Annotated in this window: 12 protein-coding genes; 11 read left to right on the forward strand and 1 reads right to left on the reverse strand. The window is 40.4% G+C overall.

Translation table 11 applies throughout. From position 1 onward, the window contains the following. The first annotated feature begins 11 nt into the window (after positions 1-11). From A3Q33_RS07615 to A3Q33_RS07665, 11 genes are all read left to right on the forward strand, one after another. A complete protein-coding gene (locus A3Q33_RS07615; protein WP_081179427.1) occupies positions 12-989 on the forward strand; it encodes a diguanylate cyclase domain-containing protein in 978 nt (325 codons plus the stop codon). 396 nt (positions 990-1,385) lie between these two features. Then, entirely contained in the window at positions 1,386-2,009 is a 624-nt protein-coding gene (gene gmk, locus A3Q33_RS07620; protein WP_081179428.1) for a guanylate kinase, read from the forward strand. Between the two features lie 74 nt (positions 2,010-2,083). Next, a complete protein-coding gene (rpoZ, locus tag A3Q33_RS07625; RefSeq protein WP_081150885.1) occupies positions 2,084-2,359 on the forward strand; it encodes a DNA-directed RNA polymerase subunit omega in 276 nt (91 codons plus the stop codon). A 191-nt stretch (positions 2,360-2,550) separates the two neighbouring features. After that, the gene (spoT, locus tag A3Q33_RS07630) at positions 2,551-4,662 is read left to right on the forward strand and encodes a bifunctional GTP diphosphokinase/guanosine-3',5'-bis pyrophosphate 3'-pyrophosphohydrolase (RefSeq protein WP_081179429.1); all 2,112 of its coding nucleotides are present in this window, start codon (positions 2,551-2,553) and stop codon (positions 4,660-4,662) included. Between the two features lie 14 nt (positions 4,663-4,676). Beyond that, positions 4,677-5,066 carry a deaminase RidA gene (gene ridA / locus A3Q33_RS07635; protein WP_081179430.1) on the forward strand — a complete coding sequence of 130 codons (390 nt, stop codon included), beginning with the start codon at positions 4,677-4,679 and terminating at the stop codon, positions 5,064-5,066. Positions 5,067-5,143: 77 nt separating this feature from the next. Beyond that, the gene (gene trmH, locus A3Q33_RS07640) at positions 5,144-5,854 is read left to right on the forward strand and encodes a tRNA (guanosine(18)-2'-O)-methyltransferase TrmH (RefSeq protein WP_081182399.1); all 711 of its coding nucleotides are present in this window, start codon (positions 5,144-5,146) and stop codon (positions 5,852-5,854) included. Between the two features lie 29 nt (positions 5,855-5,883). Beyond that, the gene (gene recG, locus A3Q33_RS07645; RefSeq protein ID WP_231295803.1) at positions 5,884-7,983 is read left to right on the forward strand and encodes an ATP-dependent DNA helicase RecG; all 2,100 of its coding nucleotides are present in this window, start codon (positions 5,884-5,886) and stop codon (positions 7,981-7,983) included. 219 nt (positions 7,984-8,202) lie between these two features. Next, a complete protein-coding gene (gene ubiE / locus A3Q33_RS07650) occupies positions 8,203-8,991 on the forward strand; it encodes a bifunctional demethylmenaquinone methyltransferase/2-methoxy-6-polyprenyl-1,4-benzoquinol methylase UbiE (protein ID WP_081182402.1) in 789 nt (262 codons plus the stop codon). Positions 8,992-8,995: 4 nt separating this feature from the next. Then, positions 8,996-9,637 (forward strand): ubiquinone biosynthesis accessory factor UbiJ, encoded by a 642-nt coding sequence (locus tag A3Q33_RS07655; protein ID WP_081179432.1) that lies wholly within the window; start codon positions 8,996-8,998, stop codon positions 9,635-9,637. A gap of 9 nt (positions 9,638-9,646) precedes the next feature. After that, positions 9,647-11,212 (forward strand): ubiquinone biosynthesis regulatory protein kinase UbiB, encoded by a 1,566-nt coding sequence (gene ubiB / locus A3Q33_RS07660; RefSeq protein ID WP_081179433.1) that lies wholly within the window; start codon positions 9,647-9,649, stop codon positions 11,210-11,212. 90 nt (positions 11,213-11,302) lie between these two features. After that, the gene (locus tag A3Q33_RS07665; RefSeq protein WP_081179434.1) at positions 11,303-11,782 is read left to right on the forward strand and encodes a YehS family protein; all 480 of its coding nucleotides are present in this window, start codon (positions 11,303-11,305) and stop codon (positions 11,780-11,782) included. A 32-nt stretch (positions 11,783-11,814) separates the two neighbouring features. On the opposite strand, the gene A3Q33_RS07670 is transcribed toward A3Q33_RS07665, so the two are convergent. Then, on the reverse strand, positions 11,815-12,831 hold the full coding sequence (locus tag A3Q33_RS07670; protein ID WP_081179435.1) for a GGDEF domain-containing protein: 1,017 nt from the start codon (positions 12,829-12,831) through the stop codon (positions 11,815-11,817). Positions 12,832-12,868 lie beyond the last annotated feature (37 nt).

The following is a 12,868-nucleotide window of genomic DNA, read 5'->3' on the forward strand; positions in this document are numbered from 1 at the left end:
GGTAGTAAACAATGCCGCAGTTCAACATGGAAGAACGCCGTAGAGCAAATGAACAACGTTACACTATATTGTGTATAGACGATGAAAGCGTAAACTTAAAAGTGCTAGCATCTATTTTCAAAGACCATTATAACGTTGTGGCATGTAAGAGTGCTAAACAGGGGTTTCAGCACGCTTTACAAGAAAATCCTGATATTATTTTATTGGATATTCTCATGCCTGATGAAGACGGCTTTGAGCTAATGATAAAACTAAAACTACACCCGAAATTGACCAATATTCCCGTGATTTTCATTACCGGTTTACAAGACGTGAAAAATGAAGAAAAAGGTTTAAAGCTGGGTGCTTGTGACTATATTCAAAAACCTTTTACTTCTAGCATTGTTCGGGCACGGGTTAATACTCATCTAGAAATCATTCGCCAACGTAACTTATTGAAAAAATTTGCATTATTCGACAGCTTAACCGAATTGCCTAATCGACGAAAATGGCTACAAGATAGTACGGAAGGTTGGTTACTCGCTCAACAAGCACAAAGTGCTATGGTGTATGGCATTATCGATGTAGACCACTTTAAGAAATATAATGACCATTATGGACATCATCAAGGTGATTTGGTGCTGCGCAAAATTGCCAATACCATTAAACGGCAGCTATATGATTATGATGGCGCTATTTTTCGCTGCGGCGGAGAGGAATTTTATTTTTACTTCCCAATGACAAAAAACTATACAGCGTCAACCGTATTGTCGGCTTGCCTTAATAGTATAACTGATCTCGCTATTCCGCATCACGCGATTAATAATACTTGCCAAGTTTCGGTAAGTATTGGCGCAGTGCAATTAATTCCAAATAAAAATATCAGTATTGATCAAGTTCTTAAACAAGCTGATGAACGGCTATATGCAGTAAAAAATGACTCACGAAATGCCTTCAACTTATTAGCGCTTGATCAACACAATCAGCAAATTTCTCTCGACACGGCCTAGATAAATTGAAAACCACTCGGCTTCGCGAAGACAAATTAATGGGAAAAACTACAAATTTTAGGTATAGTGCGCGCCATTAATATTGACTATATCAATTGAAAAAATGCTCAGTTAAGTCGTATCTAAGACCAAATTGATTAATTAAGTGATTTACTTTTTCATGAGGAAAAATGAAAACTAGTGAATCAACTTGGTATCATAGTGACTCAAAAAAGCTATGTAAAATAAGGCCACATGGATGTTACAGTGGAACGACTCTGGAGATGTCGCCGAGCAGAAGCCTGTTTAACGCAGTGTCCTGATTCTAAGCCCTTTTTTAAAACGCTAAGCTGACCGATACATTATTTCAATTGGTATTACTATTAGCTGTTATTTACTCAGCAGCAAGGATAAATTGTGACAACTAAAGGTAATCTTTTCATTCTATCTGCCCCAAGTGGTGCAGGTAAGTCGAGTTTAATCTCCGCCTTACTAAAACAAACATCGCCTAGACCCATGCAAGTTTCTGTTTCACACACAACTCGTGCACCTCGTCCCGGTGAAGTTGATGGCCAACATTATCACTTTGTCAGCAAAGACCAATTTAAACAATCGATTGCTGATAAACACTTTTACGAGTATGCGGAAGTGTTTGGTAATTTTTACGGCACAAGCGAAGTAGCTATAGATCAGCAACTTGCACTAGGTGTCGATGTTTTTCTTGATATTGACTGGCAAGGGGCACAGCAAGTTAGAATAAAAAAACCCGACGTAACAACTATTTTTATTAGCCCACCATCGAAACAAGAATTAGTAAACCGATTACGTGGTAGAGGCCAAGACAGTGAAGACGTTATTCAAGCCCGAATGGCCGAAGCACAAGCGCAATGTTCACATTATCAAGAGTTTGATTATATTATTGTCAACGATGATTTTGAGCAGGCATTAACAGATTTAACTACTGTGGTGAACAACCAACGCTTAAAGCGCAGTCAGCAAGCCTGCGAACACCAAAGTTTATTTGACGAATTATTAACGTAGAGTGCTTGCTTACTTGCCTGTGGATCAAGTAAACTACGCGACTATTTTATAAATTTAATTGTTGGAGTGACCAAATGGCTCGCGTAACTGTTGAAGATGCCGTAGAAAAAGTCGGTAATCGTTTTGACTTGGTGTTAATCGCATCTCGTCGTGCTCGTCAAATTGCTACGGGCGGTAAAGAACCATTGGTAGACCCTGAAAATGACAAACCAACAGTAATTGCTTTACGTGAAATCGAAGCAGGACTAATTACTACTGAAGTAATGGACCGTTCTGATAAGCATGAGCAAGTACAACAAGATTCTGCTGAATTAGCAGCTGTTGCAGCAATTGTTGGTGGAAACCAATAATTATTACTAACCTTTAACGTTAGTCGTAACATTCAAAACGCGTAAATTACATCACTGTGATTTACGCGTTTTTTATTATCTCGCTTATTTTATGGCAAAATATCACGCAAGTGCGCTAAAACATTGGCATAGCCGTAAAATAAACGTATTCTAATCTATCATAGCGAAAGTCATCATAAAGGAAATGTTGGGTGTACCTTTTTGAACCACTAAAAGAACACGTATCAAGTTATCTGTCAAAAGTACAAATTGACCTGTTGAAACAGGCCTATATTGTTGCGCGTGAGGCTCACGATGGCCAAATGCGTTCTAGTGGTGAGCCATACATTACCCATCCGGTAGCTGTTGCACTAAATCTAGCCAAAATGCATTTAGATCACGAAACGCTAATGGCGGCTTTACTGCACGACGTGATCGAAGATACACCGGTAACTAAAGATCAATTAGCTGAACTCTTTGGTCATACGGTAGCCGAGTTGGTTGAAGGTGTTAGCAAACTTGATAAGTTAAAATTCGATAATAAAGAAGAAATGCAAGCGGAAAACTTTCGCAAAATGATCTTAGCCATGGTGCAAGATATTCGCGTTATTTTGATTAAGCTTGCCGATCGCACTCATAATATGCGGACCTTAGGTGCATTACGACCAGATAAGCGTCGACGCATTGCCCGTGAAACATTAGATATTTATGCGCCAATCGCCAATCGCCTCGGTATTCACGATGTTAAAAACGAGCTAGAAGAATTAGGTTTTGAAGCGCTCTACCCCATGCGTTCTCGCGCCTTAAAATCAGCGATTAAACAAGCGCGTGGCAATCGCAAAGAAATTATCAATAATATCCAAGAAGAAATAACCAACCGGTTAGCGGAAAACGGCATTAAAGCACAAGTGCTCGGCCGAGAAAAACACCTTTACTCTATCTATCGGAAAATGCGCAACAAAGAACTCATGTTCAATGAAGTCATGGACATTTATGCCTTTAGAATTATCGTTGGTGATAAAATAGATGACTGCTATCGCGCTTTAGGTGCCGCCCATAATTTATATAAACCGATTGAATCACGATTTAAAGATTATATCGCCATTCCAAAAACCAATGGCTATCAATCACTGCATACGTCCTTAATTGGCCCTCATGGTATTCCCGTAGAAATTCAAATTCGTACCAACGACATGGACCAAATGGCAGATAAAGGTGTTGCGGCGCACTGGTTATACAAACAAGATAACGAAGATACTGGCACGACGGCACAGATGAAAGCACGCCGTTGGATGCAAAGCTTATTAGAATTACAGCAAAGCGCTGGCAGTTCATTTGAATTTATCGAAAATGTAAAATCGGATCTGTTCCCAGAAGAAATTTATGTTTTTACACCCGACGGGCGTATTGTTGAATTACCGATGGGGGCAACTGCAGTCGATTTTGCTTATGCCGTGCATACCGATGTGGGTAATTCATGCGTTGGCGTAAAAGTTGAGCGTAAACCTTTTCCATTAAGCCAACCATTAGATTCAGGCCAGACCATTGAAGTAGTTACTTCTTCCGCTGCAAGACCTAACGCTACTTGGCTTAATTTTGTTGTTACCGCAAAAGCACGCTTGCAAATTCGCACCTACTTACGTTCGCAAGAAAAAACAGAATCGCTTGCCTTGGGCAAACGCTTACTGAGTCATGCCTTAGGTGCAACAAAACTAGTCGATATTGACCAAGCAAAGCTGGCTCAAGTGGTTAAAGATACAGGCAATAAATCCACTGAAGAATTACTGATCAATATTGGACTCGGCAATGCGCTTAGCATAGGTATAGCTAAACGTTTAAAAGACGAATTTACCGAAGAGTCAGAGCTAAAACCCACCATGATGACTAAAAACAAAATGCCCATTAAAGGCACCGAAGGTATGATGGTGAGTTATGGTAAGTGTTGCCGACCTATTCCTGGTGACTCTATTCTGGCTTATTTAAGTCCAGGCAAAGGCTTGATGGTGCATCAACAGGGTTGCAGAAATAATAAAGGTCATGAGCAAGGTAGTTTGTTCCCTGTTAGGTGGGACACCGATATCGATCGCGACTTTATTGCCAAATTACGTATCGACATTCTCAACCATAAAGGAGCGCTTGCTGCATTAACGAATGTAGTGGCACGCTGTGGTTCTAATGTACATACGCTCAATTCAGGTGAAAAAGATTCTGGACTATATCTCATTGATATGGAAATTACTTGTCGAAATAGGGTTCACCTTGCCGACATCATTCGAAAAATTAAAGTCATGGACTATGTTCAACGCGTTGTGCGTAACAAATAGCAATAGGAAAAACGATGAAAACAATTATTAATACAGATTTAGCGCCTAGCGCAATAGGGACATACAGCCAAGCGGTAAAAGTGAATAATACCGTCTATCTTTCAGGCCAAATTCCTTTAGTACCTGAAACCATGGAAATTGTTTCAGACGACTTTGCCGAGCAGACACAGCAGGTATTTAAAAATATTGTTGCAGTATGTGAAGCGGCTGGTGGCAATATAAATGACATGGTAAAAGTGAATATATTTTTACAAGATCTGGCCAATTTCGCTACAGTTAACGAAATTATGAGCCAATATTTTCAACAACCTTACCCGGCACGTGCGGCAGTTCAAGTTGCTAGGTTGCCAAAAGACGTGGCAATCGAAATTGACGGCATTATGGAATTACCAAATTACAGTTAATGCTTAGCACCATATTTTACCGGCAAGCTAGATTGATAAAAGCTTGCCAACATTTAACACAACTTTAGAACAAGTATATGACACCGGATAGACTACAAAGAATCAACAGCATGTTAGATCAACGCCAGCCTGACTTAACCGTATGTATGGAAGGCGTGCACAAAACCCATAACTTAGCCGCTGTCGTTCGTACAGCAGACGCCATTGGTATCAGCGATGTTCATGCCGTATGGAAAAATGAAACCATGCGCCTTTCTGGTGGCAGTGCTGCAGGTAGTCAAAACTGGATAGATGTACATGATTACAGTAAGACCGAAGATGCAATCAACGAATTAAAAAAACAAGGCATGCAGGTATTGGTCACTAACTTATCAGATACTGCGGTCGACTTTCGTGAAATTGACTATACCAAACCAACAGCTATTATTCTTGGACAAGAAAAATTTGGCGCCTCGGCAAAAGCACTTGAAATGGCCGATCAAGATATCGTTATTCCAATGGTGGGTATGGTGCAGTCATTAAATGTCTCTGTTGCGTGTTCTGTCGTGTTATACGAAGCCCAACGCCAACGTCAAGCGGCGGGGTTATATCAACAACCAAGAATAAGCCATCAACGTCGTCAACGGATATTATTTGAAGGTGGCCATCCAATTTTTGCAACGGCCTGTCAGCGCAAAGGCTTACCTTATCCTGAAATCGATGAGGATGGACAAATTGTTGCATCAGAGCAATGGTGGCAGCAAATGCAAATGACCCAAGATGCTTGGGAAAAAATCGACGACGAATAATCCATAAATTTACAGCAAGGGAGCCTGCGGTGTCTCGCCAAACGGAAGCGTTATCTAATTTAGCCCAAATTCCAGTCACCACCTTAAAAGGCGTTGGCCCTGGTATGGCAGCTAAGCTAGAAAAAGTAGGTTTAGTCTCACTACAAGACTTACTATTTCATTTACCGCTTCGCTACGAAGACCGCACACGTGTTACTGCTGTTCGTGATCTCATGCCCGGTATATTCACCAATATTATTGGTGAGGTCACGCAAAACGAAATCATACAAGGCAAGCGTAGAATGATGCTAGTGACTATCAATGATGGTACAGGCAGCATCAATCTACGTTTTTTTCATTTTTCAGCTAGCCAAAAAAACAGCTTAGCTATTGGGCTTAATATTCGCTGTTATGGTGAAGTTAATCGCGGTATGCGTGGTTTCGAAATGGTGCATCCAGAATATAAAGCGCTAGATCAAGATCAACCTTTAACGCCGACAGAAGAAACGCTGACCCCAGTATATTCAACTACCGACGGTTTACGGCAACTATCTTTGCGTAATTTAACCGAGCAAGCATTAATCCGCCTACAACGTGGCCATGTAGAAGAATTATTACCTGCAGAAATTAGCCATCAACAATACTCTTTAGCTGAAGCATTAGCCTTAATTCATCGGCCTCCGCCAGACACCTCCGTTATTTTAATGGAAGAAGGCAAACATCCGGCGCAGCTTAGACTGATCAAAGAAGAGCTGTTAGCCCATAACCTCAGTATGTTGAAGTTAAGAGCCGCTAATGATCATCATCCCGCTGTAGTTTTGGCAACAGATACACAGCTAGAGAAAAGCTTTTTAGCGTCATTACCATTTACACCCACAGGGGCACAAGCAAGAGTTACTGCAGAAATACGTACTGACTTACTAAAACCCGTACCTATGATGCGTTTAGTGCAAGGTGATGTTGGTTCAGGCAAAACACTGGTTGCAGCATTAGCCGCGTTAACCGCTATTGGTCAAGGCTTTCAAGTTGCCTTAATGGCACCAACAGAGATACTGGCTGAACAACATGCGATTAATTTTCAAAAATGGTTTGAGCCACTTAGCATTTCCGTCGGTTGGCTGGTCGGTAAAACCAAAGCGAAAGCAAGACGCAATGCCTTAGAGCACATTGAAAATGGCAATATGCAAATGGTTATTGGTACCCATGCCTTGTTCCAAGAGCAAGTAATATTCAACAAACTCGCACTGGTTATTATTGATGAGCAACATAAGTTTGGTGTCCATCAGCGTCTATCATTACGTGAAAAAGGTGCATGGCAAGGTAATTATCCACACCAGTTAATTATGACTGCAACACCTATTCCTCGCACTTTAGCCATGACAGCTTATGCAGATTTAGACACCTCAGTAATTGATGAATTACCCCCTGGGCGAACACCTATAACCACGATAGCATTGCCAGATAATCGTCGAGATGATGTTATTGAACGTATTCGTCAAGGTTGTACAAACGACAACCGTCAAGCTTACTGGGTGTGTACCTTAATTGAAGAGTCTGAGGTTCTGCAATGCCAAGCTGCTGAAGATACTGCTGTGCACTTGCAAGAGCAGTTATCCGAGTTAAAAATAGGTTTAGTACACGGTCGAATGAAAGCCGATGAAAAACAAGCCGTAATGGAGCGCTTTAAACTTGGCGAACTCGATGTGCTAGTAGCCACAACCGTAATAGAAGTTGGCGTTGATGTGCCCAACGCCAGCCTAATGGTTATTGAGAATCCAGAACGATTAGGTTTAGCACAACTTCATCAATTGCGTGGCCGCGTAGGTCGTGGTTCAGTGGCGTCTCATTGTGTCTTAATGTACAAAGCTCCGCTGACTAAAACCGCGACCAAACGCTTGAATGTGCTCAGAGAAAGCAACGATGGCTTTGTTATCGCGCAAAAAGATCTCGAAATTCGCGGGCCTGGCGAATTGCTCGGTACCAAGCAAACGGGTTTAGCTGATTTAAGAATTGCAGACCTACAGCGAGACGCTCACTTAATACCTGAAGTGCAGCAGCAAGCTCACTTGATATGGCGACAGTACCCAGAAAAGGCCAACGCACTGATCAATCGTTGGCTAGCAAATCGTGAAAAATATTCTAACGCTTAAAGCTGGCAACGTTAGCGATTATACCCAGTTGATTAATTAGCCCATGAGAGAGTAAGTATCAGGCGATAAAAAACAACAAAAACAGCCCTAAATATCACGTGTTAACAACCTTTATTAAACCTGAGTTACGTTTAATATCTACCACCTTGATCTGAAGTGTTAATTAATCTAAAAAAATGCGGTAAACTAGCAGTAATTTTAGTTTATAGCGAAACCATGATGTCTGCACACGATCAAAATCATCCAATTAACAACGACAATAGTGAAGAAGCTACTACTCACTTTGGTTTTCAAACCGTCGAAAAAAATGAAAAAGAGTCGAAAGTTGCCAGCGTATTTCATTCTGTTGCCCAGCAATACGATGTAATGAACGATTTGATGTCATTTGGTATTCATCGCTTATGGAAACGTTTTACCATCGACGCCAGTGGCGTACGTCCAGGTAACAAAGTATTAGACTTAGCCGGTGGTACCGGTGATTTAACGGCAAAATTTTCCCAACTTGTTGGCCGTGAAGGTAAAGTTATACTTGCTGATATTAATAGCTCAATGCTGAATGTTGGTCGCGATAAATTACGTGATCGCGGCTTAGTACAAAATATTGAATACGTGCAAGCAAACGCTCAATATTTACCGTTTGAAGATAATACTTTTGATGTTATCACCATAGCGTTTGGTTTGCGCAATGTTACCGATAAAGATATGGCACTGCGTTCTATGTACCGTGTACTTAAGCCTGGTGGACGTTTATTAGTACTAGAGTTCTCTAAACCTGAACATGAATTAGTGAATAAAGCCTACGATTTTTATTCTTTTAATATCTTGCCTAAAATGGGTGAGTTAGTGGCAAAAGACGGTGACAGCTATCAATATTTAGCAGAATCTATCCGCATGCATCCTGATCAAGAAACACTGAAAAACATGATGGATGATGCAGGTTTTGAACAAACCAGTTACAAAAATTTAACTGGCGGTGTTGTCGCGCTGCATAAAGGTTATAAATTTTAATCGTATGCGTCAGACTATCAGTCAGCAACTTATGTTTGCTCAGGCCTTAAGCGCACTGCTAGAAACCGTTATTAATCAGTTTCTGCGCTATAACTTACACGGCACAAAGGCATTAAAACCTTTATCTGGGAAAACACTGACGGTAAAACTTGCAGAATTACCGTTTCCATTAAGCTTTACCATTAGCCATGAAAAAATACATGTAACGACCAGTGATGAACATAATGACTGCTGCATCATTACCAGTATCAGCACGTTAATTGAACTCAATAAAGAGCAGCAACTTACTGATTTAATCAAAAACGATAAACTCGATATTCAAGGTGATCTAAAAGTAGCTCAGCGTTTTTCCGAGATTGCACAAACACTTGATATTGATTGGCAAAGTGAGTTAGCCAAACGCATTGGTGATATTCCTGCCTACAAGTTAGGCGAGCTGGGTCGCCAGTTAGTAAAAAAATTAAACTTTGCGTCTCAACAAATACAAGCCGATGCCAGCGAATGGCTAGTACACGAAAAACGACTGATGGTAACAGCAGCTGAAATATCTTATTTTAGTGATGATGTTGAACAGTTAGCGCAAAAAGCTCATGTTTTAAGTCAACGAATTGAGCAATTAATCAATCAACAAAGCAAAAAATCATAAGGTCCTGCGGTGAGTAGTAAGCGTTTATACAAAATAGTAAAAACATTTCTTCAGTATGGGCTAGATGAGCTTGTGCCGAAAAAGTACCTGCCGTGGTACATAAAAGTTGCACGCGGCTCATTGTTTTGGCTTAGAAACAAACACAAAGATAAAACCAAGGCTCAGCGTGTTCGACTCGCTATCGAGTCACTAGGTCCCGTATTTGTTAAGTTTGGTCAAATGCTATCAACCCGCCGAGATTTATTACCCGACGACTTCGCGCGAGAACTGACGCTATTACAAGATAAAGTGCCGGCATTTTCTGGCGAGGCTGCTCAGAAGATAATCATAACGGCGATTGGCGCGGAAATATTTGCTGAACAGTTTAAAGATTTCGACTTAACCCCGTTAGCATCGGCTTCTATTGCCCAAGTACACACGGCGACCCTACTACAAAAAGATGGTGAGCAAGAAGTGGTGCTGAAGGTGCTACGACCTAATATCGAAGAAACTATTTTAGCTGACATCAACGTCATGTCACTGTTTGCCAAAATTGTTGCCCGTTGGTTTCCCGATGGGAAGCGTTTACGCCCCGTTGAAGTCGTAGCAGAATATAAAAAAACCATTATAGAAGAGTTAGATTTAAATCGCGAAGCGGGAAATGCCATTCAATTAAAACGCAATTTCAGCCAAGGACGAGCCAGTGACAAAGTGCTTTACGTCCCTGAAATATATAGTGAGTACAGTTCTAAAAACGTCATGGTAATGGAGCGAATTTACGGTATTGGTGTCGGTGAAGTCGAGACTTTACAAGCAAAAAATATTGACATGAAACTGCTTGCTGAGCGCGGTGTTGAAGTGTTTTTCACACAAGTATTCCGTGACAGCTTTTTTCATGCTGACATGCATCCAGGTAATGTTTTTGTCGATGCTACAAAGCCACAAGATCCTACTTGGATTGCGATTGATTACGGCATAGTCGGTACCTTAAATCGCGAAGATAAGCGTTATTTAGCAGAGAATTTTGTCGCATTTTTTAACCGTGACTATCGTAAAGTAGCACAATTACATGTTGATTCAGGCTGGGTACCCAGTGAGACCAGTGTTGACGAATTTGAATTTGCTATTCGCACAGTTTGCGAGCCAATATTTAATAAACCCTTATCTGAAATATCGTTTGGTCAGGTTTTAGTTAATCTTTTTAATACCGCTCGCCGCTTTAATATGGAAGTACAACCTCAGCTTGTGTTACTTCAAAAAACACTGCTCTATATTGAAGGTTTGGGCCGTCAGCTCTACCCTGCTTTAGATCTTTGGCAAACAGCCAAACCATTTTTAGAAAACTGGGTAAAAGAACAAATGGGTATTAAAGCCGTTTATAAAAAGGTCAAAGAGAACTTACCTTTTTGGAATGAAAAACTGCCAGAAATTCCTGATTTGGTCTACGATTACTTAAAAACTAATCGCGAAGCTCAGCGTCAGCAATTAATGTCACTGAAGCAAATTCAGCTACAGCAGCAACAACACAGCAAGCAAATGACAAAACTGGTCGTTATAGCCACACTCGCCATTTGTTTGACCATTAGCTTTACTTAAATAGTTAGCAACTTGCTATCTATAGCGCCAATACTTAATACTTAGCGATAAGCCTAAGTGCTAAAATAGATTAATTAAACAGGAAAAAACATGACTAACAACGAAGTTTTACATCATATTCGTTATATATTTACCCTAAGCAACGAAAAAATATCAGCTATTTTTCAACATGCTGAGTGTCCGAAAACCGAAGCAGAAATTAGCAATTTTTTCCGTAAAAACGGTGAGCCATCTTTTACGCGTATCGCTGATAACCATTTAGCGAGCTTTCTTGATGGTCTAATAATAGAGTATCGTGGAGCAAAAGAGGGTGCGCAAGCGCAGTTGGATCAGTCAGTAAATAACAATATTGTTTTTAATAAAGTAAAAATTGCTTTAGCGTTAAAAGCTGAAGATATTATCGCTTTACTCGACTCTGCTGAGTTAACCTTGAGTAAGCATGAGCTGAGTGCTTTTTTCCGCAAACCTGAGCATAAGCACTTCCGCACATGTAACGATGACACATTACTGAAATTTTTTAATGGTTTACATTTACAAAACCGACAAGCTATTTTAGCAATCAAAGAATAAAATAATTACCGTAGGGCTAGGTTTTCACAGACCTAGCTTCCATGCTCTTCAACTGACTTAGCTGCAATCGCTTCCTTGGTCACTTCGGTCTCTGCAACCACACGATTTCGGCCACTATCTTTTGCGACATATAGCGCAGCGTCTGCTCGGCTAATCCAAGCTTCTGCCGTCTCGCCAGCGCGATATTGAGCAACGCCGATAGAAGCAGTTGCAGAGATATTTTCAGCAAAAGTAGATTTTTCGATAATAATCCGTAATTTTTCAGCTATCTGTTTAGCTTCAGACAAGTCGACTTTCAACGGTAGAATAATAAATTCTTCACCACCATAACGATAGATATCATCTAGAGATCTCGTATGTTGTTTAATTAAGTCGACTAACTCCACCAGCACAATATCGCCATTAGCATGACCATAGTTATCATTAATTTTCTTAAAATGATCTAAATCTAATAACAGTAACGATACTTTCGAGGGTTCTCTTTTTTGATCCGCTAGAATTTTTTCAAGTTGTCTATCTAAAGCTCGACGGTTACCTGACGAGGTTAACGGGTCAATGCTGGCTAGCAGTGCTAATTTTTCATTTGTTTTATTATAATTATTAAAAATAACATAAGAAAATAGAGCCGTTAAAAACAGTGTAAACGTAATAGTTAAGAATTCTAAAACCCTAGAAACGGGAAATAATATGATGGCAATGAGCAAAATAGCAATGAAGCATATTATGCCGGCCGGCCGAGCAGGTAAGATATAGTAAAAAGCGATCATACAAGGGTACAACCAAAATAAATGTGACTCGCCGCGAATAGCAACAATAGTCACAATAGCGACAGCAAAGAAACTAGAAAGCCAAGCTTTGGCGGTATCAACTCTCCTAGTACGATAAACAAAAAGAAAAAAAGCAGTCGTCACAATCACAAGTGAGGCATCAATAGCCGCCATGACCATGTCACCATCAATCCAACGTAAATACACAAATGGTGAAATGGTAATAACCGCAAACGCACTGAGTATCAGTAACATTTTTTCTGTTGTTGATCGTTTTGTCATCGAATCTTCCTAATAAGCGGACCTTTCCTAAGATTGA

Origin of the sequence: Colwellia sp. PAMC 21821 (genome assembly GCF_002077175.1) — a bacterium.
Classification (GTDB): domain Bacteria; phylum Pseudomonadota; class Gammaproteobacteria; order Enterobacterales; family Alteromonadaceae; genus Cognaticolwellia.